Source organism: Halomonas sp. CnH100-B (genome assembly GCF_024124605.1).
Taxonomy (GTDB): domain Bacteria; phylum Pseudomonadota; class Gammaproteobacteria; order Pseudomonadales; family Halomonadaceae; genus Vreelandella.
On sequence record NZ_JAMXRX010000003.1, the window covers coordinates 549,175 to 573,935 of the forward strand.

21 protein-coding genes are annotated in these 24,761 nt (G+C 59.2%); 10 read left to right on the plus strand and 11 right to left on the minus strand.

Features of this window, described 5'->3' with window-relative positions:
- Nucleotides 1–222 precede the first annotated feature (222 nt).
- Nucleotides 223–1,419 (plus strand): nicotinate phosphoribosyltransferase, encoded by a 1,197-nt coding sequence (gene pncB / locus NH398_RS09210; protein WP_253018047.1) that lies wholly within the window; start codon nucleotides 223–225, stop codon nucleotides 1,417–1,419.
- A 66-nt stretch (nucleotides 1,420–1,485) separates the two neighbouring features.
- Nucleotides 1,486–3,072, plus strand: coding sequence for an ATP-binding protein (locus tag NH398_RS09215; protein WP_253018049.1), 1,587 nt, complete (start codon nucleotides 1,486–1,488; stop codon nucleotides 3,070–3,072).
- Nucleotides 3,073–3,085: 13 nt separating this feature from the next.
- On the opposite strand, the gene recC is transcribed toward NH398_RS09215, so the two are convergent.
- Nucleotides 3,086–6,640: an exodeoxyribonuclease V subunit gamma gene (gene recC, locus NH398_RS09220; RefSeq protein ID WP_253018050.1), complete on the minus strand. Its 3,555-nt coding sequence runs from the start codon at nucleotides 6,638–6,640 to the stop codon at nucleotides 3,086–3,088.
- Nucleotides 6,641–6,785: 145 nt separating this feature from the next.
- Between recC and NH398_RS09225 the strand changes: the two genes are divergently transcribed.
- From NH398_RS09225 to chrA, 4 genes are all read left to right on the plus strand, one after another.
- Nucleotides 6,786–7,106: a type II toxin-antitoxin system RelE/ParE family toxin gene (locus tag NH398_RS09225; protein ID WP_159342797.1), complete on the plus strand. Its 321-nt coding sequence runs from the start codon at nucleotides 6,786–6,788 to the stop codon at nucleotides 7,104–7,106.
- The gene (locus NH398_RS09230; protein ID WP_058578231.1) at nucleotides 7,106–7,396 is read left to right on the plus strand and encodes a helix-turn-helix transcriptional regulator; all 291 of its coding nucleotides are present in this window, start codon (nucleotides 7,106–7,108) and stop codon (nucleotides 7,394–7,396) included. Before NH398_RS09225 ends, NH398_RS09230 begins: the two co-directional genes overlap by 1 nt.
- 95 nt (nucleotides 7,397–7,491) lie before the next feature.
- Nucleotides 7,492–9,177: a dihydroxy-acid dehydratase gene (gene ilvD, locus NH398_RS09235; RefSeq protein WP_253018051.1), complete on the plus strand. Its 1,686-nt coding sequence runs from the start codon at nucleotides 7,492–7,494 to the stop codon at nucleotides 9,175–9,177.
- Between the two features lie 101 nt (nucleotides 9,178–9,278).
- Nucleotides 9,279–10,475, plus strand: a complete 1,197-nt coding sequence (chrA, locus tag NH398_RS09240; protein ID WP_253018052.1) for a chromate efflux transporter — start codon at nucleotides 9,279–9,281, stop codon at nucleotides 10,473–10,475.
- A 54-nt stretch (nucleotides 10,476–10,529) separates the two neighbouring features.
- Here the strand turns inward: chrA and NH398_RS09245 are convergent, their stop codons facing one another.
- Complete coding sequence (locus NH398_RS09245) at nucleotides 10,530–10,802, minus strand: XRE family transcriptional regulator (protein WP_253018053.1); 273 nt, start codon at nucleotides 10,800–10,802, stop codon at nucleotides 10,530–10,532.
- Nucleotides 10,803–11,017: 215 nt separating this feature from the next.
- Here NH398_RS09245 and purE point away from each other — a divergent pair, with 215 nt between their 5' ends.
- The 4 genes from purE (at nucleotide 11,018) to NH398_RS09265 (ending at nucleotide 16,351) form a co-directional block, all read left to right on the plus strand.
- Complete coding sequence (gene purE / locus NH398_RS09250) at nucleotides 11,018–11,536, plus strand: 5-(carboxyamino)imidazole ribonucleotide mutase (protein ID WP_253018054.1); 519 nt, start codon at nucleotides 11,018–11,020, stop codon at nucleotides 11,534–11,536.
- Nucleotides 11,537–11,569: 33 nt separating this feature from the next.
- Complete coding sequence (locus NH398_RS09255; protein ID WP_253018055.1) at nucleotides 11,570–12,700, plus strand: 5-(carboxyamino)imidazole ribonucleotide synthase; 1,131 nt, start codon at nucleotides 11,570–11,572, stop codon at nucleotides 12,698–12,700.
- A gap of 223 nt (nucleotides 12,701–12,923) precedes the next feature.
- Complete coding sequence (locus tag NH398_RS09260; protein ID WP_253018056.1) at nucleotides 12,924–14,522, plus strand: sensor domain-containing diguanylate cyclase; 1,599 nt, start codon at nucleotides 12,924–12,926, stop codon at nucleotides 14,520–14,522.
- A gap of 203 nt (nucleotides 14,523–14,725) precedes the next feature.
- Entirely contained in the window at nucleotides 14,726–16,351 is a 1,626-nt protein-coding gene (locus tag NH398_RS09265) for a diguanylate cyclase (RefSeq protein WP_253018058.1), read from the plus strand.
- On the opposite strand, the gene NH398_RS09270 is transcribed toward NH398_RS09265, so the two are convergent.
- The 9 genes from NH398_RS09270 to NH398_RS09310 all read right to left on the minus strand — a co-directional run bounded on the left by NH398_RS09270 (nucleotide 16,329) and on the right by NH398_RS09310 (nucleotide 24,588).
- Nucleotides 16,329–17,153 carry a TraX family protein gene (locus NH398_RS09270; RefSeq protein ID WP_159342790.1) on the minus strand — a complete coding sequence of 275 codons (825 nt, stop codon included), beginning with the start codon at nucleotides 17,151–17,153 and terminating at the stop codon, nucleotides 16,329–16,331. The two genes, NH398_RS09265 and NH398_RS09270, sit on opposite strands and share 23 nt — an antisense overlap.
- A gap of 75 nt (nucleotides 17,154–17,228) precedes the next feature.
- A complete protein-coding gene (gene iadA / locus NH398_RS09275; protein WP_253018059.1) occupies nucleotides 17,229–18,374 on the minus strand; it encodes a beta-aspartyl-peptidase in 1,146 nt (381 codons plus the stop codon).
- A gap of 90 nt (nucleotides 18,375–18,464) precedes the next feature.
- A complete protein-coding gene (locus tag NH398_RS09280; protein ID WP_253018060.1) occupies nucleotides 18,465–19,262 on the minus strand; it encodes a transporter substrate-binding domain-containing protein in 798 nt (265 codons plus the stop codon).
- Between the two features lie 335 nt (nucleotides 19,263–19,597).
- Nucleotides 19,598–20,368: a transporter substrate-binding domain-containing protein gene (locus NH398_RS09285; RefSeq protein WP_253018061.1), complete on the minus strand. Its 771-nt coding sequence runs from the start codon at nucleotides 20,366–20,368 to the stop codon at nucleotides 19,598–19,600.
- 135 nt (nucleotides 20,369–20,503) lie between these two features.
- A complete protein-coding gene (locus NH398_RS09290; protein WP_253018063.1) occupies nucleotides 20,504–21,235 on the minus strand; it encodes an ABC transporter permease in 732 nt (243 codons plus the stop codon).
- A 1-nt stretch (nucleotide 21,236) separates the two neighbouring features.
- Nucleotides 21,237–21,938 (minus strand): ABC transporter permease, encoded by a 702-nt coding sequence (locus tag NH398_RS09295; RefSeq protein WP_253018065.1) that lies wholly within the window; start codon nucleotides 21,936–21,938, stop codon nucleotides 21,237–21,239.
- A gap of 19 nt (nucleotides 21,939–21,957) precedes the next feature.
- Complete coding sequence (locus NH398_RS09300; RefSeq protein WP_089676064.1) at nucleotides 21,958–22,728, minus strand: ATP-binding cassette domain-containing protein; 771 nt, start codon at nucleotides 22,726–22,728, stop codon at nucleotides 21,958–21,960.
- A gap of 228 nt (nucleotides 22,729–22,956) precedes the next feature.
- Nucleotides 22,957–23,943, minus strand: coding sequence for a succinylglutamate desuccinylase (locus NH398_RS09305; RefSeq protein WP_253018075.1), 987 nt, complete (start codon nucleotides 23,941–23,943; stop codon nucleotides 22,957–22,959).
- Nucleotides 23,944–24,147: 204 nt separating this feature from the next.
- Nucleotides 24,148–24,588 carry a hemerythrin domain-containing protein gene (locus tag NH398_RS09310; RefSeq protein ID WP_159342784.1) on the minus strand — a complete coding sequence of 147 codons (441 nt, stop codon included), beginning with the start codon at nucleotides 24,586–24,588 and terminating at the stop codon, nucleotides 24,148–24,150.
- Nucleotides 24,589–24,761 lie beyond the last annotated feature (173 nt).

Consider the following 24,761-nt stretch of genomic DNA (forward strand, 5'->3'; position numbering starts at 1 on the left):
CGGCACTATATCGCGTTGCCAAGAGCTGGGCAAAAGAGCAAAGCAGCGTTAGAGGCTGGTTTGAAAGACGGTATCGAATTCGTTGTAAACAGGTAGGCACGCTCGGCTTCCATGGCCGTAAGCCACAGTAAACAGGGGTTAGGCTGTGAGGTATCGTCGCCAACTGGTAATCTAGCGGGCTAGCCGCTCTTGGCGATCTGTTGATGCTGGTGAAGGGATCTCATGCTGACCTCGCTTCTGGATAACGATTTTTACAAGATCACGATGCAGAACGCCGTGATTAAACGCTTCCCCTATGCCCATGCCCGCTACGCGTTTATCAATCGCGGCGAGCATGCGTTTCCTGAGGGCTTTGGTGAGGCGCTGCGTGGTGAAGTGGATCGCATGGCGACGCTGCGCTTGTCGGATGAAGAGAAGCGCTACCTGCAAACCACCTGCCCTTATCTAGACCCCACCTATCTCGATTTTCTGGCGGGCTTTCGTTACGACCCCAGCGAAGTGACGATCGAGCAGCAGGGCAGCGAGCTCTCGGTGGTGATGGAAGGCCCCTGGTACCGCACCATCTTGTGGGAAGTGCCGCTGATGGCGCTGATCAGCGAGCTTTGGTACCAACTGCGTGGCGTGAGCGTGTCGGAAGATGACGAAGCGCTCATCGAGCAGCGTACGCGGGAGAAAATTGAGCTGTACCGCCAGCACGGACTGAAGATTGCCGAGTTCGGCACCCGCCGGCGTTTCTCGTTTGCGGTGCACGACCGAGTCGTCAAAGCACTGCGCCACTACGGCGGCGAGGCGTTTAGCGGCACCAGCAACGTGCTGCTGGCCATGCGCCACGGGGTGAAGCCCATCGGCACCCACGCCCATGAGTGGTTTATGTTCCACGGCGCTCGCTTTGGTTTCAAAATGGCCAACAGTTTGGCGCTGGAGCACTGGGTGGACGTGTACCGGGGAGATCTGGGCATCGCGCTGACCGATACGTTTACTACCCGCGCCTTTTTCGAGAGCTTCGATAAGAAGTTCGCCAAGCTGTTCGACGGCGTGCGCCACGATAGCGGCGACCCGATTGAATTTGCCGATGCCACCATTGCCCACTACCAGCGCCTGGGCATTAACCCGCTGAGCAAAACCATCATCTTCTCCGATGCCCTCACGCCTGAAAAAGTGGAGCGCATCCGCGCCTTCTGCCAAGGGCGGATTGGCATGGCCTTCGGCATTGGCACCAACTTTACCAACGATATTGGCGTGGCGCCCATGAACATGGTGATCAAAATGGTCGAGGCCCGCCCCGAAGGGCAGGGCTGGCTGCCAGTGGTGAAGCTGTCCGATGTGCCCACTAAGAACACCGGCGACCCGGAGATGATTGCGTTGGCGAAGCGCATTTTATCGCTGGGTGGAAAGGGGGATGAAAGCCCGCTGATCTGACGCTGCCCGAATCAGCCGCATGCTAAACTGCTTTTCATATCGCTGTTTTTTGTTCTGGAGGCCGCCGTGCAGGATGCCCATCGCCGTAAGCTACCCATCGGGATTCAGACGTTCTCGGATATCCGTGAGGGCGACTATTACTACGTCGATAAAACCCCGCATATCGAGCGCTTGGTTAACCAGAACAAATACTACTTTCTCTCGCGGCCGCGCCGCTTTGGTAAAAGCCTGTTGCTGGATACGCTGCGCTGCTTGTTCGAGGGCCGCCAGGCGCTGTTTGAAGGGCTCTATATTCACGATCAGTGGGACTGGCAACAGCGTTACCCGGTCATTCGTATCAGCTTTGCCGATGGCGTCATGCAGAGCCGTGAAGGGCTGGATGAACGTATCCGTGAGCAGCTTCGGGTTCAGCGCGAGCGGCTGGGCATTACTCAATACCATGAAGCCGATATTCCCGGCGAGTTTTCCGCCCTTATTCGCATTGCCCACCAGCAATACGGCCAACGGGTGGTGGTGCTGATCGATGAATACGACAAGCCGATTCTGGATAACATTCTGGAACCTGAGCGTGCTCGGGAGGTGCGCGAAGGGCTGAAAAACCTCTACAGCGTGCTGAAAGACGCCGATCCTCATTTGCACTTCGTGCTGCTCACCGGGGTTTCCAAGTTCAGTAAGGTGAGCTTGTTTTCGGGGTTGAACAATCTGCGCGATATTACCCTGTCTCCCGACTATACGACCATTTGTGGCTACACCGATGAGAACATCGATACGGTGTTCGCGCCAGAGCTACCCGGCCTGGATCGTGAGGAGATTCGCCAGTGGTATAACGGCTACCGCTGGGGTGGCCGTGAGGTAGAGTCCGTCTATAACCCCTTCGATGTGCTGCTGCTGTTCCAGGAGCAAGAATTTGGCCCTTACTGGTTCGAGTCTGCTACGCCGACGTTTCTGGTCGATCTTCTCAAGCAGCGGGGGGTATTTACGCCTTCGTTAGACCACTGGGAAACCGAGTATGAACTGCTCAGCCAGTTCGACGTCGACCACATAAGTACCGAGGGCTTGTTATTTCAAACCGGCTACCTGACCATCCAGCAGGTAGAGGAGCCGCTGTTGGGATACCGCCAGTACACGCTGGGCTTTCCTAATCGTGAAGTCGAAACCAGCCTCAACCACGCCTTGCTGCCATCGCTGGGGGTCGAAAATGCCCCACGCGAACGCAGGACGCTGTTCCGCCATTTAAGCCAGCATGATCTTGTCGGGCTAGAAGCGCATCTAAAGGCGCTCTATGCCGGACTCCCTCACGACTGGTATCGTAACAACCCGATTGCTCGCTACGAAGGCCATACTGTCTCGAAGGTCTATGCCAGCGTGTTCTACAGCCACTTCGCGGCCCTGGGTCTGGATGTGACGGTGGAAGATGCCAGCCACCACGGCAAGGTAGATATGAGCGTGGATTTTGGTGGGCATATCTACCTGTTCGAGTTCAAAGTGGTGGAGCAACTGCCGGAAGGTGAGGCGCTGGCTCAAATCAAACACAAAGGGTATGCGGACAAGTACCGCGCCTCTGGCAAGCCCATACACCTGATCGGCGTCGAGTTTTCCAGTGCCAAACGCCAGATTGTGGCGTTCGATGTGGAAACGCTCGACGCTATGTAACACCCACGCTGGTTTACCCTTTGACCGCCTGATGAAGCGGCGCGTAGAGCGCTTCTGTGAGCGTGGCAAAGGTGTGCCCGTTGGCTTGCTCGAAGAACAGGCGCTCGAAGCGGGGCCACTGGCGGCTTAAATACGCGCTTTGGGCTACTTCACCGGTTTGGTAGCGGCCGCCTTCATAGGCGCTTTCGGCGGCGGCGTAGGCGTCGCTGTCTCGGCCTTTTTCTTGCGCCATATCCGGCGTGCCTTGCTTACTTAGCCAAGCAAACGCGGCTTGCGGTGCAAGCGGCAGCGGGGTTTCTAGGCCCGCTTGCCACGCGGCTAGCTGGGTTTCCAAGTGCTGGCGAGCGGTCTCGGCATCCACCGGCGCTAACGTGACATGCCCCGCTTTGGAGAGCAGTTGCGTCGTCATCGGGCCATCCAGGTTGCCAGCTAGGTGCGCAACCCAAGGGTGCAGCAGGTGGCTCCAGCGGTACTGGCCGCGCCCGCTGCCTTGGCTAATCAGGCTGCTACTGAGTAGCAGCAGGCGGCAGCGGTGGCCTGCTTCGTCCTGGCGCAGCTCGCCCAAGGGTTCTTCCAGCGTGAGGCCGTGGGCTTCGAAGTGAATCATGGTGTCGGGCAGGGTATGCGGCCACGCGTCTAACGCGTCTTCGTAGGCGTTGAAAAGCGCCTCCATGGGTTCGGCGAGTGCCGCGCGCATGCGTTCGCCGAACGCGCCCATGGCCAGCACGCCTTGGCCTTGAAAGCGCTCCAACGCGTCATGCAATGCTTGCATGCGAGGCTGGCCGTTATCCACCGCGTGGCGCTGGGCGGCAATTAGCTGGTCTTGGAGCTGCCAGTTTTGCAGGCCATCCAGGGCGAAGGGCTCGGCGTCCAGCTCGGCGATGGCTTCCTGCTCGAAATAGACCCCCAAGCGAGTATTGAAGAAGCTGCGCACCGGCTCGCGTAGAAAGCTGCCTAGCTGCCCAAGCGAGAGGCTGGTGGGGGCGTTTTCCGGGGCTGGCAGCGTGCGGCTAGCGGCGGGTGGCGTGCGCGGGGCGTGCACCTCGCGCCATTCGTGGGCGTAGGTGAACAGCCGGCTTGCTGGGCTGTTGAAGTAAGCGCGGCTGAAAGGCTGCAGCGGATGCTCGGTGGTGAGTGTTTCCAGCAGCGGCGCGCCGTTTTCCGTTTGCCAGCCGGCTTCTAAGTGGTCGCGCAGTTGGCCCACCAGCACCGAGGGTGGCAGCGGCGTGTTATCAATCTGGCTGCGGCCGACCCAGCTCACGTAGAGCTGGTCGCGGGCGGAGAGCAGCGCTTCCAGAAACAGGTAGCGGTCGTCTTCCCTGCGGGAGCGGTCGCCGGGGCGGTAGTCGCTGCCCATTAGGTCGAAATCCAGCGGCGGCTGGGAGCGGGGGTACTCGCCGTCGTTCATGCCTAGCAGGCACACCCGCTTGAAGGGAATGGCGCGCATGGGCATCAGCGTGGCGAAGTTGACCGCTCCGGCCAAGAAGCGTTGGGAAAGGCTGTGCTCATCAATCTGCGCCAGCCAGTGCTCCCGTACCATAGAGAGCGGCAGCGGGTCGTTGAGTTCGGCTTCCCGGCTGCTTTCCAGCATCTGCTGCAAGCCGCTCTCCAGCTTGGTGAGCATGATGCTCTCTTGGGCGTCGTCGGTAAGAAAGAAGGTTTCCAGCAGCTCCCGTAGCCGCGCTACCCAAGTAGCGGCATCGGTGGGTTGGCAGAAAGCTTCCCAAGTGGCTTCGAGCTTCTCCAGCAGCGTCGCCAGCGGCCCCGCTAAGCCCGCCTCCAGCCCGCCAATATCATCAAACGGTTCGATGCCTTGCCACGCGTGGCCGTCGCCCACGGTGTAGCCCAACAGCAATCGGCGCAGGCCGAATGCCCAGGTGTTTTGGCTCAGCCCGCCGGGCAGTTCCAGCCGCTGGCGCTGCTTGGCGTTGAGCCCCCAGCGGATGCCCGCGCCTTCCATCCAGCGCTCCAGCACCGGCAGGTCGCGCTCTTCTAGGCCGAAGCGCTGGCGGAGGGCGGGGACATCCAGCAGGTCGAGTAAATCGCTCACCGACAGGCGCAGCTCCGGCAGCCGTAGCAGCTTTTCCAACGCAATCATCAGCGGCAGGCGGTGGCGGCTGGCTTGGTCGGAGAGCGTGTAGGGAATGTGCCGCGGGTCGTCGGTGGGCAGCTGGCCAAACACCGCTTCGATGTGCGGCGCGTAGCGGTCGATATCCGGCACCATGACGATGATGTCCCGTGGGCGCAAGTGCGGGTCGGCGCTGAAGGCGGCCAGCAGCTGGTCGTGGAGAATCTCCACTTCCCGCTGGGGGCCGTGGGCGATATGGAACACGATGGAGTCATCGGAAGCGGGCAGTGCGGGCCAGTGGCCTTGCGTTTCCGCCACGGGGCGCAGCTCGCGGATGTCGTCTTGCAGCTGGCTGAGCAGGCAGTGGCGATCCTCGCCGCTGAACGGCTCGAACATATCGATGCGCAGTGCCTGCTGCTCGAATAGAGTTTGGTAGTTGCCCGCGTCGTCGTGCTCATCGAGCAGGCGCAGGTAGTCGCGGCCCTGCTTGCCCCAGGCGGCTAGCAGCGGCTGGGCGTGCAGGTGCAGGGCGTCATCGGCATCGCCAGTGCCCAGTACATCCAGCGCTTCGGGCATGCCGGTTTTGCGCCGCTGGCGGTAGCGCTGGGCGCGCAGCAGGTCTTTGTGCTCGATGATATCCGCCCAGTAGAACTGGCAGGGGTTGTGAACGCACAGCACGATTTGGCAGCAGCGGGAGAGCGCCGCCAGCGCTTCCAGGGTTTGCTGGGGCAGCGATGAAATACCGAAGATGATCAGCCGACGAGGCAGCCCCGGCGGGCAGTCTTGGCCTTCCAGGTGCTCGGTGGCCTTCAAGAAACGCTGGTGAACCTGGGCGCGGCTGCTGTTCAATCCGGCATCGCCTTGGGTGGCGGCCACATCGTCCCGCAGGATGCGCCAGAGTGCGGGCTGCCAGCGCTGGTGCTCTTCCAGCGGGCGGTGCTCGCCTCTGGCGGTAATTAGCACATCGTGGCCGTTAGCCCAGGCGTCCAGCCAGTCGGCGCGGTAGACCTGGTACTGGTCGAAGAGATCCGCCAGCCGCTCGGCTAATTGGTAATGCTTGCGCTGGTCGCGGTCAATTTCTAGAAACTGCGCCAGCGGCTCAAACACCGGCTGCCCGGCCAGGGTAGGCAGCAGGCGCAGCAGCCGCCATACCAAGCGCGATTTATCGAACGGCGAGGTTTCCGGCACGGCATCGGCGTTTTGCGATACGTGAGTGAGCACCGTGCGGTAGGCCTGCCATAGAAACCGCGCGGGCAGCATCACCTCTAGCGCCGCCGCAATGCCCGCGCCGCCATTCTTGGGTTCTTCCGCCAACGCCAGTTTCAGCCACTGCCCAATACCGTTGCTCTGCACCAGAATGGTTTCGTTCTCCAACGGCCCCAACGGCTGGCGGCGCATCCACTCCACCGCCAAACCGCGTAAATCTTCCAAGCGGTTAGCATGTACCACCATAAAACCGGGGGGGAGCGAAGTGGGGGAGAACAAAGCATTGGCAGGCATACGGCGGCGTTCCTTCACGGCAATCAGCATCACGGGTAGCGGTGACGCTATGGTGCCATAAGTTGGGGGTACTCGCGTGTATCTGGAGTAGGAACTTTTATGTACGTTGGGTTATCATAAAAGATAACTTGAGCGGGGTTATGCTATGGAGTGGCAGGTTGAGTTTTATCCAGGTGTCGAGCAAGAAATTTTAAGTATGCCGCCCAAAATACAGGCCAGAATGCTCCGGTTACTGGAGATGGTAGAGACTCATGGCGCTAACCTTGGGCCACCACACACGGAATCGATGGGCGACGGTTTGTTTGAAATTAGGGCAAAGGCAAAAGAGGGAATTGGCCGTTCTCTGTTTTGTTATGTGCATGGGAAACATATTGTCGTTCTTCATGCGTTCGTCAAAAAAAGCCAAAAAACGCCGCGTCAGGCGTTAACGTTAGCGCGGACAAGACAGCGCGAGGTGCAGTCATAATGAACTTAAAGGCACTAAAAGAGCAGGCGCTTCAAAACCCTGAAGTAGAGGCGGAGTATGAGCGTTTGGCACCGGAGTTTGCCTTGGCTTCCACACTGATTTCTATGCGCCAGCGTGCCGGGTTGACCCAAGAAGAGCTTGCCAAACGCTTGGATACACAAAAAAGTAACATTAGCCGCTTGGAGCGGGGAAGCAGTAACCCCGGCTGGAAAACATTACAGCGCTATGCACACGCCTGTGGTTTTGAGCTGACGGTACATGTTGAACAACAAAAACAGCCAGCCCATTAAGCAGTCAACGCGCTGCAATATTGGAACTCTCCTTGCGTCATCGGCTTACCGCCGCCAAGCTGTGCCCTTTGCCATGCAATTGAGAGGAGTCCGTGATGACCGAGCCGACCAACCATAATACCCGCCGCCACTCTGCCCAAGTGGTGGATGGCCCCGGTAAAGCGGCTAGCCGCGCCATGCTGCGCGCCGTGGGCTTCAACGATGACGATTTTCAAAAGCCTCAGGTAGGTATCGCGTCTACCTGGAGTATGGTGACGCCGTGTAATAGCCATATTGGTGAGCTGGCGGAGCTTGCTCGGGATGGGGCCGATGCCGCCGGTGGCAAAGGCGTGGTGTTCAATACCATTACCATTTCTGATGGCATTGCCAACGGCACCGAAGGTATGAAGTACTCGCTGGTCTCGCGGGAAGTGATTGCCGACTCCATCGAAACCGTGGCGGGCTGCGAAGGCTTTGATGGTTTGGTGGCGATTGGCGGCTGCGATAAGAACATGCCGGGCTGCGTGATGGGGCTGGCACGGCTCGATCGCCCCAGCGTGTTCGTTTATGGCGGTACCATCATGCCCGGCAAGGGCCACACCGATATTGTCTCGGTGTTCGAGGCGATGGGCGCCCACTCCCGTGGCGACATCGACCTGATCGAGCTGAAAAACATCGAAGAGACCGCCATTCCTGGCCCTGGCTCCTGTGGGGGCATGTACACCGCCAACACCATGGCTTCGGCCATTGAGGCGCTGGGCATGAGCTTGCCGGGAAGCTCGGCGCAGAATGCCATCTCCCAAGAGAAACGCGACGACTGCAAAGCCGCTGGCGAAGCCGTGCTGGCGCTGCTGGCGCAAGACATCAAGCCCTCCGATATCATGACCCGCGAGGCGTTCGAGAACGCCGTGACTGTGGTGATTGCCCTGGGTGGCTCCACCAATGCGGTGCTGCACCTGATTGGCATGGCGCGCACCATCGGTGTCGAGCTGACCCTGGCGGACTTCACCGAGATCGGTAAGCGCGTGCCGGTACTGGCCGACCTGCGCCCCAGCGGCCACTACATGATGAGCGAGCTGGTGGCGATTGGCGGCATTCAGCCACTGATGAGAATCCTGCTGGATGCTGGGCTGCTTAACGGCAACTGTTTAACGGTGACCGGTAAAACGCTGGCGGAAAACCTCGCCAACGTCGAGCCGTACCCGATGGATCAGCAAATCATCGCGCCGCTGGGTAACCCGATTAAAGCCGAAAGCCACCTGCGTATTCTGTTTGGCAACTTAGCGCCGGAAGGGGCGGTGGCGAAAATCACCGGTAAAGAGGGCACGCGCTTTAGCGGCTCGGCGCGGGTGTTTGGCTCGGAAGAGGAAGCCCAGGCGCGCATTAACGATGGCACCGTAGTGGCGGGCGATGTGGTGGTGATTCGCTACGAAGGCCCGAAAGGCGGCCCCGGCATGCGTGAAATGCTCACGCCGACCTCGGCCATTATGGGCCGTGGCTTGGGCAACGACGTGGCGCTGATTACCGACGGCCGATTCTCCGGCGGCAGCCACGGTTTCGTGGTGGGGCATGTGTCTCCAGAAGCTTTCGACGGTGGCCCGCTGGCGCTGGTGGAAGATGGCGACCCGATCACCATTAATGCCGAAGCCGATACCATTGATGTGCATATCAGCGATGAAGAGATGATGCGCCGCCGTGCGGCCTGGCAACAGCCTGAGCCGCGCTATCGTAAAGGCGTGTTGGCGAAGTATGCCAAATTGGTCAGCTCGGCCAGTACCGGTGCGGTGACCGACCAAGAATAATCTGTGAAGAGTCACCGGCACGATTAGGCTGTCACTAAGTCGTCAAGCGCAAGGCGTACCCTAAACGCTTTGCGCTTTTTAATGGGTAAACGGTGAGCACGATGTCAGAAAAGAATCCGGTTCGAGGGCGGGCCAACGAGGTGTTCTGGGCATTTTTGGCGCTGGGGCTGACCTCCTTTGGCGGGCCGGTGGCGCACCTGGGCTACTTTCGCACGGCGTTTGTCGAACGCCGCCAGTGGCTCAGCGAGCAGGCCTACGCGGATTTGGTCGCGCTGTGCCAGTTTCTGCCGGGTCCCGCCAGTAGCCAGGTAGGCTTTGCCTTAGGGTTGATGCGCGCAGGCCCCTGGGGGGCGGCGATGGCGTGGCTGGCGTTTACGCTGCCCTCTGCCATCGTGCTGGTGCTGTTTGCATTGGGTGCGGCAGTGCTGGATGGCCCGGTGGCCAGCGGCATCATTCACGGCTTGAAAGTGGTGGCGGTGGCTATTGTGGCCCACGCGGTGTGGGGCATGGCGCGTAACCTCTGCCCGGATAAAACCCGCACGGGCATTGCCCTGGCAGCGGTGTTGGCGGTGGTGCTGGTCAGCGGGCCGTTGGGGCAGGTGGCGGCGATTGTGCTAGGTGGCGTGGCGGGGCTGCTGCTTTGTCGCCAAAGCGCTGCAGCATCGTCTAGCGAATCGCTGCACTTCCCGGTAACGCGTAGAGCGGGCACGCTAGCATTAGGTTTATTCGCCGCTTTGTTGGTGCTCTTACCGCTGTTAGCGGCGAGCACCGGTTGGTTGAACGTCGTCGATGCGTTCTACCGTTCAGGCGCGCTGGTATTTGGCGGTGGCCATGTGGTGCTGCCGCTGCTGGAAGCGGAAGTGGTGCAATCGGGTTGGGTCACGGCAGATGAATTCTTAGCGGGTTACGGCGCGGCACAAGCAGTGCCGGGGCCGCTGTTTACGTTTGCTGCTTACTTGGGGGCGCTGCTGCCAGGGATACCCAGCGTGATTGGCGCGTTACTGGCGCTGCTGGCGATTTTTGTGCCGGGATTTTTGCTGCTGGTCGGCGTGTTGCCGTTTTGGAATCAGTTTCGCCAGTGGAGCAGTGCTCAAGCGCTGATGCGTGGTGCCAATGCGGCGGTGGTGGGGATTTTAGGCGCGGCGCTCTATCAGCCGGTGTGGACCAGCGCCATTCTTGGGCCTTACGAGTTCGTGCTGGCGTTGACGGGCTTTTTGCTGCTCACCGTGTGGAAACTGCCGGCTTGGCTGGTGGTCATCGTGGTGGCGTTGGGCGGCGTCATGATTCCGCCCCAGTAACCGGGGCGGGAAGATAATCAAGCGGTGATAGTTAGCGTGGAGGTGGCGTGGCTGCTATGGCGCCTCCAGCTCTAACGTGCGACGCAGGACATTCAGTTCATCGATGTCCAGATGCTCTAGCCTTCCGGCGAGCAGGTCGCTGATCTTTTGCACTGGTAGGCCAGCCCGGCGGGCGATTTCACGGCTTCCCAGGTCTGATACGGCGATCAGACGGGTAATGATGCGCATGAGGCGCGTACGTTTTTCAAGATCCCTGACATCGAGGTCAGGGCTGCTTCGCGGAGGATCCAGCGCTTCTGCGTGAGCAGTTGAGTATGCCGTACTCATGTGACTCCATCAGTCGGAAATGACAAGCACACAATGCCGCCAACTCACGCGGTTTTCAATGCTTAATTTGAGGAAAATTTCACGCCTCTCGTCACCCCCGCAAACGCCCGTAGCTCTGGTAAACTATGCGCCTTCCTATTTCTGAGTGAGCGGCGCGTTGCGCGGCTTATGGACTGCTTTCTAGCTTGAAGAGGCCGTTGGCCGAGGAGTTTTGCATGTCGAACAGCGCACCCAAGGTGGGCGTGATCATGGGGTCGAAGTCGGATTGGCCGGTCATGGAGCACGCGGTGGCGATGTTGGAGCGGCTGGGCGTTCCCTACGAAACCCGTGTGGTCTCGGCGCATCGCACCCCCGACCTGCTGTTCGAATATGCGAAAAGTGCCTCTGAGCGCGGCCTGCAGGTGATCGTGGCCGGCGCCGGTGGTGCCGCTCATTTGCCGGGTATGGTCGCATCACAAACGGCGCTGCCGGTACTGGGTGTGCCGGTAGAGTCCAAAGCGCTCAAGGGCTTGGATTCGCTGCTCTCGATTGCTCAAATGCCGGGCGGCATTGCGGTCGGCACCCTGGCCATCGGCAAAGCCGGTGCGACCAATGCGGGCCTTTTGGCGGCACAAATCGTGGGCCTGCAGGACAGCGCCGTACGTGACGCCGTCGAAGCCTTCCGTGCCGAACAGACCCAACTTGTTCTGGATAACCCCGACCCGCGCCCCGACGCCGACCCTCAGGCCCAATAGGTAGCCATCATGAGCGCACAGAGTGCAAACCGTATGATTGCAAAAAATATTGGTGTCCTTGGGGCAGGCCAGTTAGGCCGTATGCTGGCACTGGCGGGCTATCCGCTAGGTAACACCTTCACGTTTTTGGATACCACCGGTAACCCCAGTGCGGGTATCGGCGAGGTGATCGTCGACCCGGATAACCAGCATCTGGCGGCGTTTCTCGACAAGGTCGATGTGGTGACCTACGAGTTCGAACACCTGCCTGTGGCGCTGGTTCAGCAGATCGAGCAGCATAAGCCGGTGTACCCTGGCAGTCGCGCCATTGCGGTGTGCCAAAACCGGGTAGAAGAGAAGGCGCTGTTCGATCGCTTGGGTATTCCAACACCCGCTTACCGCGTGGTGGAAAGCGCTGAGCAGCTCGCCGCCGCTGCCGCCGAGCTGGGCTGCCCGGTGGTGGCCAAGTCGGTCACTGAAGGCTACGACGGCAAGGGGCAAGCGGTGCTGAAAGCGCCGGAGCAGGCCCAAGAGGCGTGGGAGGCCATTGGCCATTCACAGCTCATCGTCGAGGCTTTCGTCGATTTCGTGCGCGAAGTCTCGATGATTGCCGTGCGCGGCCGCGATGGGGAGGTGGTGTTCTACCCCATGGCCGAAAACCAGCACGTGGGCGGCATTCTGCGCTACTCCGTGGCGCCGCTACCGGATTTGGACGCCAGCGTTCAACAGACGGCCGACAGCTACATCCGAGCGCTGCTGGATGAGCTGGATTACGTAGGCGTACTGGCGCTGGAGCTGTTCCAAACCCGCGACGGCAGCCTGTTGGCCAATGAAATGGCCCCCCGGGTGCATAACTCCGGCCACTGGACGATGGATGGCGCGGCTACCAGCCAGTTCGAGAACCATTTGCGGGCGGTACAGGGCTTGCCGTTAGGCGCCACGAATGCCATTGCGCCCACCTGCATGGTGAACGTGATTGGCCTAGAAGGCGATAACGCCGCACTGCTAGCCATTGCCGACACTCACTTGCACCGCTACGACAAAGCCGAGCGTCCAGGGCGTAAACTAGCCCACGTTAACGTCGTGGCCGCCACCCACGCCGAGCTGTTGGAGAAAGTCCGCGCTTGCCAAGCGTTGATCCCCGATGCGCCTCCCGTGGAGTGGAGTTTCGAATCGACGCTATAGGGATTCCTACAGGTCGACCCCTCGCCTTTTACTACTGCACCTCCATCGTTGGATGCCCCAGCGATGGAGGTGAATTTTTGTGACAAGGACTCCTCAAACGACGCCACCATGGTACAAGGACGAAACCGTCTGGATGTCGCCACCGTTCCCCCATGAATGCGTGAAAGGCATTACCTACGTGAAAGGTCGCTCTCCGTATCACTGAACGTATGGTGTCTTGCCCATGATAACGTCTTCAGGCTTGCCCAGTGATTTTCCTCAACCATGCTCGGTAGACACCATGCGTTTACGCAGCGAAAAAGTACGCCTTCTTTACGCCAACATCTGGCAGCCTGTGTCAGCAGGCATTTTAGGTGCTCTCGTATTAGCGGCCGTCATGCGAAACGTAGTGGATACGGCACATGTAGTGATGTGGTTTATCGTCCTTTTAGCCGTGTCTGCCTGGCGGTTGTGTGACGCCCGTCGTTTTTTGCGGTCGTCGCTGGAAGAACAGGCGAATGCCCAGTGGCTGTGGCGATTCGCTCTGGGAGCGCTGGTGGCGGGGTGCACGTGGGGCGGCGGTGGCGTCTTGATGTTTCAGGGTGAGCAAACGGATTATGTGGCTTTTCTCGTGATTGTGCTGTCAGGCGTGGCAGCGGGTAGCGTTACGATGCTTTCGGCTGTGTGGTGGGTGGCCGTATGCTTCATCATCCCGATTAGCTTGCCCTTGCAAGTGCTGCTACTGCTCTCGCCAGCGCCGACCCAGCAGGCTATCGGTGGGTTGATTATTGTGTTTGTCGGTTTGTTGATTCTTACCAGCCGACGCCTGGGACAAGTCATTCACGATAATATTTCGCTACGCATGAGCATGGCCGATCGTGAAGCGCAGCTGCTTGAGAGCGAAAATCGCTACCGCTCCATCTTTCAAAACTCACCGCTGGGCGTGCTTCACTTCGATGAAGACGGCAAGGTGACGGACTGCAATAGCAAGCTGCCGGTGATCCTGGGCGTTGATCGTCGTTGCATCGTGGGCCATGACTTGCTTGTGCCTTCCGCAGACCCCCGGGTGGCCGACAGCGTCAGGGATGCGATTGAAAAAGGGGCGGGTTACTACGAAGGCACGTACCATCTCCCCAACACTCAAAAAAAGACGCCACTGCGTGCTTTTTTTAACGGTGTGCACGGCATGGACAATCGCATCATCGGTGGGGTGGCCATTATCGAGGACTTCACCGAGCGTAAACGCAGTGAAGAGATCATTTATCGCCAAGCCTATTACGATGCGCTCACGGATTTGCCCAATCGGCGCCTGTTCATCGAACGGCTGGAATCGCTCGATACCCACACGATCGACCAAAAGCGCAGCGGGTTGGTTCTGTTTCTAGACATGGACCGCTTCAAGTTGATCAACGACACCCTGGGGCATGCGGCTGGGGATGCATTGCTGGTGCAGGTCGCGCGGCGCTTGGAGTCTTGCCTACGCGACGGCGATATGGCCGCACGGTTAAGTGGCGATGAATTTGTTTTGCTGGCCCTGTTTGACGAAGGGGACTCGAGCCAAACGGACGCTCTTGCCGAGCAGTACATGGCCCGCGTTCAGCAGGCGCTGTCGGGGAAATACTGGTTGGAAAACCGCTTGGTCGATGTTACTCCGAGTATGGGTTACACCTGCTTTGATACGGCGGCCTATAACCATGTCGACGTGCTCAAGCAGGCCGATATCGCCATGTATCAGGCCAAATCCGAAGGCCGTGCGCGGCTGCGTCGCTATCAGCCATGGATGAGTGATGAGATCAACAGGCGTGTTAGCGAACAATCTTCCCATGTGGCCCCGCGCCACTAGATCTCTAGGGCATGAAGCGATCCAGGCAGTCCTGATGGGCTGACGTCACCGCCCTCTTTTCGTAAGGCAAGCCGCTTAATAACGCGGCTTTTTTATTGTCGGCGGCTACTCCTTAATAGCGCGTAAACGTGATAAAACAGGTGTATTAAAAACAACCTAACCAATAAGATTGGCGTCAAGCCGACTAAAAACAGGGAGTTTGTATGTCGCCCCCCACCCCCCTTGCCGCCACGGCAACGGCCTCTGGGCTGCGCAGTGGTTATCAGCGTGATCACCACCTTACGTTGCAGCGTTTGCGCGGTGAAAAAGTGCGCTTGCTTTACGACAACTTATGGCAACCGGTGTTGAGCAGTGTACTGGCAGGTGGGCTGCTGGTGGCGGCCATGTGGCCCGTAGTGGACACCCCACTGCTGTTGGGGTGGTTTGTATCACTGGCATTGATTTCTACCCTAAGGCTACTGCTGGCGCAGCGGTTCAAACGGTTGCCCGCGCTCCAGCAGCAGCGTCAACGCTGGTTGCGCTGGTTTGCTATTGGAGCCATTGCGTCAGGCTGCGTCTGGGGGGCATCCGGCGTGCTGCTGTTCAGTCATGATCACCCCGGCCAAATTGCGGCGCTCTCGATCGTACTGGCTGGCATTGCGGCAGGGGGCGTGACCACGCTTTCCTCGGTGGGCTGGATTGCGGTTGGCTTCGTACTACCTATTTTATTGCCGCTGAAGATACAGTTCTGGCTCCAGGGCTCGCCACTCTCCATTCTGATTGGCCTCATGCTTGTGCTTTTTTTGGGGTTAATCATTGCCACCAGCCGCCGCTTTAGCCGCACCATCCATGACAACATTGCCCTGCGGGTAAGTATGGCGGCGCGGGAAGCGCAGCTTCGCGAAAGCGAAAATCGCTATCGCTCCATTTTTCAGCACTCGCCGCTGGGGGTGCTGCACTTCGATGAGCAAGGGCAGATTACCGACTGCAACGGCAAGCTGCTGGATATTCTGGGCGTGGAGCGCCCAAAGCTGCTCGGCTACCGCATGCTGGACCGCTCTGCTGACCTTGACGTGGCGCAAGCCGTGAGAGACGCGCTGGAAAAAGGTACCGGCTATTACGAAGGCACCTACCGGCTGCCCAACGCCAGTGTGGGGATCCCTTTGCGGGCGTTTTTCAACGGCGTCCATAGCGCCAGCAATCAAAGGGTAGGCGGCGTGGCGATTATCGAGGACTTCACCGAACGAAAGCGCAGCGAGGCGATCATTTACCGCCAAGCCTACTACGATGCGCTGACCGATTTACCCAATCGACGGCTGTTCATCGAGCGTTTAGAAGCGCTGTGCAGCGAGCAGGCCAGCGACCGGCGCGGTGGTTTGGTGATGTTCATGGATATGGACCGCTTCAAGCTGATCAACGATACCTTGGGCCACGCGGCGGGGGATGACCTACTGGTACAGGTGGCACGCCGCTTGGAGTCCTGTTTGCAGAACGATGATATGGCCGCCCGTCTGAGTGGCGACGAGTTCGTGCTGCTCGCACTTTTTGAAGTGACGGAGGGGGAGTCGCTCATCGCCGCCGCTGCCCGCTATATGGAGACCGTGCAGCAGGCGCTGGCGGGCAAGTACCGCCTGGAGAGCCGCTGGGTCGAGGTCACCCCCAGCATGGGCTATACCTGCTTCAATGCGGCCGACTGCGACCATGCGGATGTGCTCAAACAGGCCGATACGGCGATGTATCAAGCGAAAACCGAGGGCCGGGCGCGGCTACGCCGCTACCAGCCCTGGATGAGTGACGAAATCAATAAGCGCGTGGCCGAACAGGCTCCTAACCTGCCAGTTGACCGCTAAGCAGCAGCCACAGGGCAATCAACGCAAAGTGCCCAGGGTACCACGCCAGCCATAAACGGCGGGGCATGGCTAAAGCTACGGGCGGCACTCGCTGAGCCGCGCCTGCGGCAAGCATCAAGACCAGTACGCAGGTGGCGACGGTGAACGATTTGGCCATGTCGGAGGCGTTCATCTGCCCGGCAATCCATAGTACGGGAAACGCCGCTAGCCCCGCCCAGAGGCGAGATTTCAGCACGTTACGAGTTTCGCTGAGCGTCTGCATGGCAAACATAAACAGCGGAATCAGCAGTAGGCCGTTGTGACCATACTCCACCCAGAACCCGAGCAGGTACCACGCGGTCACGCCGACGGCGGCTCCCAGCATCAGCCAGCCCAAACCTAAGGTTTGTTGCTGGTAGTGTTGCCACCCCTGGCGCACCAAAGCACCCAGTGCCAAGCCGCTGGCCAGGGTAAAACAGACGTTCAAGATGAACGCATCGGAGGCGCGGGGCATTAGCATATAGGGGAGCTGCGCGGCGATCCCGATGATCAATATTCGCCGTGAATAGCGCAGCGGGTTGCGGGTGTTGAACAAGCCGTGCCACGCCACCATGGCGGCAAACAGCGGAAACGCTATGCGCCCAATCGAAGAGCCCGCCCAGCTTAAATCCCAATCTCCAGGCAGTACGTAGCGGGTGAGGTGATCCACGGTCATGGTGAAGAGCGCCAGCCACTGCCCCCAGGCCGTCCAGTGGGATGAGGGCCGTAGCGCGGCCGCCGCATCTGTGGCTGGGGCCGAGTGAGCCGCCGTTGTTTCAGCCATGCTACCTCCTTGTATGTGGTTCAGTGATAGTAAAGACCCGGTTTGGCTGAGCAAGTTCGCTGAGGGGATGGGGGATTAGCTGGCGCTGAAAATCGGTTTACCCAGCGCCCAAACATGATCAATGGCCCAGCCTTGTTCGCTTAGCACGATGAAATCCGCATCCGCGCCGGGCTGAAGGCGGCCTTTTTGGGGTAGCTTCAGGGCATCGGCCGCAGTGGTGGACGCACAGCGCAGCGCGTGCTCCATGCTGATCTGGTGGTCGTTGACGCACTCGCCTAGCACCTCGAATAGGCTGCTGAGTTTACCGGGTTTCAAGCCAATAAACCGGTGTTGATCATCAAATTCCGGCAGCGAGGCGTTGGCATCGGAGGAGAGGCTGAGTTGGCTCGGTTCGATCCGTGCTTTTAGCGCCCGCGCCACTGCTTCAGAAGCGGGTACTTCGCCACCGGCCAGCAGCTCCGGCGTGGTGCTGGTGGTGAAGTCGATGCGCCCGCCTTCACGGGCAAAGCGCAGGCCATCTTCGAACAGCGCGGCAGTGCGGTTGATGTGAGTGGGGTAGAACTGTGCCAGCGGAATGGCGCTGTTTTTGGCGACTTGGCGCAGCGGCTCCAAGTGGGAGTCGGCGTCGCCGGTGTGAATGAACACGATGCCCGATTTGCCCGCGAGCAGCCCGGCGGTGCGGGCGTCAGACGCCAACCGTGTCAGCTCTTGGGTGGTGGGCTGGGAGCCGCGATGGTCGCTGATTGCCACTTCGCCCACGCCGATGAATTCAGGAATATACAGAATGTCGCTGGCCACCGAGCCGGTTAGCGTGACGGGCGGCAGCTGATAAGAGCCGGTGTAGGCGTAAGTGCTCAGACCGCCTGCCGCCAGCTCCCGCGCTTTGCCAATCAGGTTGGCGGGGGTGCGGGTGAGCGCATCGGTGCCCAGCGCGCCAATCAGCGTGGTCACACCCGAAGCGCAGGCGTCTTCCAGGCTGAGTTCGGCGGTGCGGTTGCCAAAGCCGCCTTCACCGCCGCCACCGATGTAGTGCACCAGTGGGTCGACCAGGCCGGGAATCACGCGTCGGCCCTCCAGGTCGATGGTCTGAATGAGCGTACCAAGCTGGTACGCCTCGCTGGTATCCAGTACCGCCGCAATGCGCTGGTCGGCGATCAGCAGGTGGCACAACCCGCGAGGTTCAGGGGCAAAGAGCTGGGCGTTTTTTACAAGTGTCAGCATGGGTTTCCCAGGAGAGTAATGGGCAAACGATAAGCGCCGACCTGGGGTCGGCGCTGGTGTTGGTATCGTTACACTATTTAAACAGATCGCTTATAAGCGTACATCGTAGTTGAAGTAACGGTTCATGATCTCATCATAAGTGCCGTTCTCTTTGAGCGCACGCAGAGCCTCGTTAAAGCGTTCGGCGAGCGCTTCATCACGGGGACGAAATGCCATGCCCACGCCTTGACCAAAGATCTCTTCGGGCTGCTTGATGAAGTCGCTGATGCGCTGGAAATCGCTTTCCGGGGTGTCGATGTCGATGGTGGCTTCGGCGATGGGGTAGTCCATAAAGGTGAGGTCCAGGCGGCCCCCCATCAGGTCAGTGACCACATCGTCCGCGCCGGTATAGCGACGGATCTCCAAGACATCGCCATAAAGCTGAGTGACGTAGTTGTCCTGCAACGTCGCCCGCTGCACGCCAACGGTCAAGCCTTCCAGGCTGGCACGGTCTTCGATATTGATCTCTTTATCGCGGGTGGTGATCCAGGCGCTGGGCGTGGTGTAGTACGCCTCGGAGAACAGCACCCGCTGGGCGCGCTCGTCGGTGATTGCCATGGAGGACATGATGGCGTCGTAGTTGCGTGCCAGCAGGCCGGGAATGATGCCGTCCCAGTCCTGCTCTACCCAGGTGCAGCTGACCTCCAGGTAGGCGCAGGCGGCGTTGCCTAGCTCGATTTCAAAACCGGTGAGCGTGCCGTCAGCCTCGCGGTACATAAACGGCTCGTAGGGAACATCGACCCCCAGACGGATCTCGTCGTAGTCCCGCGCCAGTGCGGCAGTGGATACCAATGAGAGTGAAACACCTGCCGCAAGAATAGCGGCCACGGACAGCGTTGCATAACGCATAGTCAGTCTCCTGAAGCGATTGTTAGTAGCGATGATGGTGTTACTGAATGCCAAGTGCCGCGTACGTAAGGCAGCTATGGCAAGGGGTGCGCTAAGCGCGGGAGTGCCGTGCGTCGTTTACGCATGGCAACGTACACGCAGGCGCGCGTTGGCACGGGCGTGCCAAAGGGGAAGGCTATTCGTCGAACCATTCGCTCAGGTAAAAACGGGCAATGGTGCCACGGGTACCTGGGCGGAGCGCATGCAGCGCGGGGGATAAGAGGCGGCGTGAGGGCATGATGGCGTCTCGCTTGCATGCCTCCCCTGGCGGGGAGGCACACTTAAGCAGCTAGCGCTTACTCTTCGCCGAAGTAACGGGCGTAGATTTCATCGTAAGTGCCGTCTTCCTGAAGCTCAGCAAGGGCTTCATTGAACTGTTCGGCCAGCGCTTCGTCACGCTGACGGAAGGCGATACCGAAACCGTCGCCGAAGTACTCTTTCGGTTCGCTGATGCGCTCACCTACGACCACGTACTCAGCTTCTTCGCTCTCTAGCAGCGTGGACTGGCCGATCGGGAAGTCGAGAAAGACGATATCCAGACGCTGTGCTTCCATGTCCAGCACCATGTCGTCGGCGGTGGAGTAGCGGCTGATGTCAGCGACGCTGCTGAAGTTATCGGTGACGTAGTTATCCTGCAGGGTGCCACGCTGAACGCCGATGGTTTTGCCCGCCAGGGTCTCTTCGTTGGCTTCGCTGATGTCGAGGCTGCTGGGTGCAAACCAGGCAGACGGCATAGTGATGTAGGGGTCGGAGAACAGCACCTGCTGGCGGCGTTCGTCGTTGATGGTCATGGAGGACATGATCGCATCGTAATTACGCGACATCAGGCCCGGAATGATGCCGTCCCACTCTTGCTCGACCCACTCGCAGGTAATGCCGATGCGCTCGCAAAGAGCGTTGCCCAGGTCGATATCGAAACCGGTCAGCTCGCCTTCAGCGGTGCGGTACTCCATGGGCTCGTAGGGAACGTCAACGCCAATACGCACGTTATCGTAGTCGCGCGCTTGCACAGAAGATGCCGCCGCAACGGCCAAGCCCAGCAGAGAAACAGTCAGTAGTTTTTTCATTTTTAAACTCCAAAAGAAGCAGGTTCACCCAAGGTGATCCCCTTTAACGTACCCCAGGTTGAGGTTGGCGAAAAGGGGGAGCCTGCATATAAACCAACGTTTGTTTTACGCTGGCGCGTGTTGGATTTGTTAGGGCTAGCTATTTAGCGGCCGCAGATGGGCCAGCAGTCTTTTCTCCAAGAACCGGAAGAAGTACAAAATTGCGAAGGTCAAGCAGAGGTAGATCGCCGCGACGAACAGGAAGGCATCGAAGGGCGCATAAAAACGGGCATACACAAAGCGTGCCGCGCCGGTCAGGTCCATCAGCGTCACCACGCTGGCAATGGCGCTGGCGTGTAGCATGAAGATCACTTCGTTGCCGTATGCGGGCAGTGCACGGCGGAACGCGCTGGGCAGAATGATCCGCCGCATCATTAGGCGTTGCGACATGCCGTAGGCGCGTGCAGCCTCGATTTCACCTTGCGAGGTGGCTTTGATTGCCCCGCGGAAGATCTCGGTGGTGTAGGCCGCCGTATTCAGCGTAAAGGCGATCAGGGCGGGGTAGAAGGCCTCTTTCAACACGGCCCACAGGAAGGTCTCCTGAATACCGTCGATGAACACCACGCCGTAGTAGATGATATAGAGCTGGATCAGCAGCGGCGTGCCGCGGAACACGTAGGTATAGAGATAGACCGGCAGGCTGATCCACTTGCGCTTGGAGCTGCGCATGATGGCCAGCGGCACCGCCAGAATCAAACCTGCCACCAGCGAGAGAAACACTAGCTGCGTGGTAGTCACCAAACCTTCCCAATAGTAGCCCAGCGTGGTGGGCGTAAAAATCAGGTTGTCTGCCAGCAGCTCATTGAACCATGCAGAGATATCTAGCATGTCACTGCCCCCCAAAGCCGATGTCGTAACGTTTTTGTAGCCGTGCAAAGATCCACTCGGACACGCTGGCGATCAGGAGATAAGCCAGCGCGACGGGAATCAGGAACACGAAAGGCTCGTGGGTCGCGCGGGAGGCTTCGGCGGCGACGCGGACCATATCGGTCAGGCCGATCACCGAGACCAGCGCGGTGGTTTTGAGCAGGACCATCCAGTTGTTGGAGAGGCCGGGTAGGGCGTGGCGCATCATTTGGGGAAAGCGAATGCGCCGAAAGACCAAGCCACTGCTCATGCCGTAGGCTTTACCGGCTTCGATTTGGCCGTTGTCCACCGCCATGAACGCTCCCCGAAAGGTTTCGCCCATGTAGGCACCGAAAATGAAGCCAATGGTGAGCACGCCAGCGGCAAAGGCGTTGAAATTGATATAAATATCGATCTCATAGTTATAGTACAGCAGGTCGCTGATGGCGTTGACACCGATCTGGCCGCCGAAGAACAGCAGCATCATCAGGACCAAATCCGGTACGCCACGGATGACCGTGGTGTAGACGGTCGCCGTGCGGCGTAATAGCCAGTTACGCGACATCTTGGCGCTAGCGGTGAGAAGGCCCAGGACGATCGCCAGGATCAGCGATAGAACGGCCAATTGAACAGTGACGCCCGCCCCTTCGATCAGGCGGGGGCCGTAACCTTGCAAATCGAGCATGGTGTGCGTGCCTCGCGGATCAGTATTTGGGAGCCAGGAACTGCTTCAGGCGCGGTGACTGCGGGTTACCGAGCACATCGTCGGGTGCCCCTTGCTCTTCTACCAAGCCTTGGTGCAAGTAAATCACTTTACTGGAAACGTCACGGGCAAAGCTCATCTCGTGAGTGACCACGACCATGGTGCGTCCCTCATCGGCCAGGTCACGCATGACCTTGAGGACATCGCCCACCAGTTCGGGGTCCAGCGCCGAGGTCGGCTCGTCGAACAGCATCACCTCTGGGTCCATGGCGAGTGCTCGGGCAATGGCACCGCGCTGCTGCTGGCCACCGGACATTTGTGCCGGATAGGCGTTGGCGCGAGCGCTCAGTCCTACGCGGTCTAGCAGCGCATGGGCGTGCTCGATGGCCTCTTTTTTCGGCTTGCCGAGCACGTGAATCGGCGCTTCGATGATGTTCTCCAGCAGCGTCATGTGCGCCCATAGATTGAAACTCTGGAACACCATCGAGAGCTTGGCGCGCATCTGTACCACCTGTTTCCAGTCGGCGGGTTCGCGGCCATGCTTGGTGGTCTTGAAGCGGATTTGCTCGCCGTGAACGTACAGCTCGCCATCGTCGGGCTGTTCCAACAGGTTCATGCAGCGCAAGAAGGTGCTTTTGCCTGACCCTGAGGCACCAATGAGGGTGATGACGTCACCTTTTTGGGCTTCCAGAGAGAGGCCTTTGAGGACTTCTGTATCGCCAAAGCGCTTTTTGATATTGCGCACTTCAAGGGGAGTAGGCGTAGCGGCCATAACTTAGGCTCCAGTACAGGGTTGCCGCAGCAGCAACGGATGAATCAATGTGCTTTCGGTGCGGCTGGCGCGAAAAAAGGGGCGATTCTATCAGGACTGTGCCAAATGCGCGTACTTTATCAGGGCGACATTGGTCTTGGTACGTTGCCGTGCGTCCTGACGGCCCCTTACGTTGTTGTTATGAAAGCGACTTTGTGACGCTAATCGGTTGTACGGGTGGTATGACGGTCACGTGATGGCATGACTTGGCACCACCAGCAAGGCAGCGCGTGCGCCGATGTCGACCTGGGCATTGGGAAACACGACGTGCAGCGGCGTCTCTTCTACCACGAAGTCGCCTGCCGTCGCATCTTTGGCTAAGCAGGTACCGGGTTCGAAGCGGCTGAAATTGGGCACGTCGTCGTCGAAGCAGAGGGTAAAGTCCTCCGCTTGGCGCATCAGCTCGTGCTGCACTTTGAAAAAGACCAGGCTGTCTGCGGGCTGTTTCGGCGGTTCGTAACCCGCGCTGAGCGCGCTCAGCAGACGCAACATTGGCGCCAGCGCCGCCATGTCATTGGCACCGAACGGGGCGACGCGGCCAAGCTCGAAGGTAAACGCTTGAGCGTGGTGGTAATGCTTGCTGTAGTGGGAAAAGGTCCAACTGTGCTGATGCTGGTGAAGCACCGCCTGCATGTCAGCAGCGGCCAGCCACTGCCACTGCTCTGCATCGGTGGTCGAGAGCGCATAAGGCTCTACCACGAAACGGGTGTACAAGCTGCCACGAATGGCCGTGTGCAGGTCGTAGTGCAGCTTCGGCAGCGCATGATGGCGGGCAAAGAACGCATCCACGGCTTCCATCAACGCCCGCGCTCGATCGGGTTCGCTGCCCTTGTCGTCGAGGTCGCGTTTGAACAGCCGGTTGAGATTGGTGGTGATGAAGCGTTTTTGTGCTTTTAGCGCCGGAATATTGCCCAAGATCACCAGCACCGGTGCGCCTAGCTGCAGTGTGCTGGCTTCCAGGGCACTCAGCCAGTCGCCGATCAGTTCTACCGGGGCGGTTTCATTGCCATGAATGGCTGCAGAGAAAACGCAGGCACGGGCGCCGGGGCGAAGAATGTTAGGGGTGAGCTCCAGAATCCCTGGCCCGTGAAGATGATACGTGCCGCTTGGGAAGCGGCCGATGCGCGGGGTGGGGCGTTCCTCGTCGAGGGTCCAGTCGAGCCATTGGCCTAGCATGAAAGTGTCCTTGAGCATGGGCATTCGCTTTTTTATTGCTCCTACCTTTAACCACGCTCGCGGCTGTTCACAAGGGGAGGCGTCGTTCGCGTGAAAATGGCCGGTGGGATGATGAAAGTGGCCGGTACAAAAAAGCGCTCATGGCCCGTGGCCACAAGCGCTTTGTTCACCGGTGCGTATGAGTGTGTCACGCACGAGAGACGTTTAGCCTGCTCGCTGTCGCTGCATTTCCTCTTGGTACTCTTTGGCCAGCGAGGACTTTTGGTTCTCTTGCAGGCCACGACCTGCCAACTGAAAGACTTCTTGCTCTTCTTCATCGAGATGGTGCGTGACCAGATGCTGAAGCTGTTTGGCATGGGTAAGCCAGTGGCTGGCGCTGTAGTCGGTGTCGTCCAACAGTTCGATCAGTTCGTCGATCTCGTGGTGCTCGGCCACGCTGTGGCGCGCTTTCTCTTGGGTGAGGTCGATGTCCATCATAGGGATGTACAGCGCGCGCTCTTCGGCGTTAGCGTGATATTTCAGCTCGGCACGCACCTGTTGATAGAGCGTGTCGCGCTCTTCGCTATCGCCATGGGTCTCTACCAGGCGGGCCAGCAGGTCTCGCTGAATGTCGTGGTCTTTGCGCAGGGCTTCGAAAATCGTCATGCCGGACTCCTTGGCGTTATACGTGAATGAAACATACCGTAAAAACGATACAAGAAAAATTAGTGCCGAAGTGGCAAAAGCGCAAGGTCGGCGCATCGATGAAATCGAAGCGGGGCATCGAAAACATTCGCTTTTCTCTACGCTTGATTAGGCTATGTTTGAATGAGTTTTAG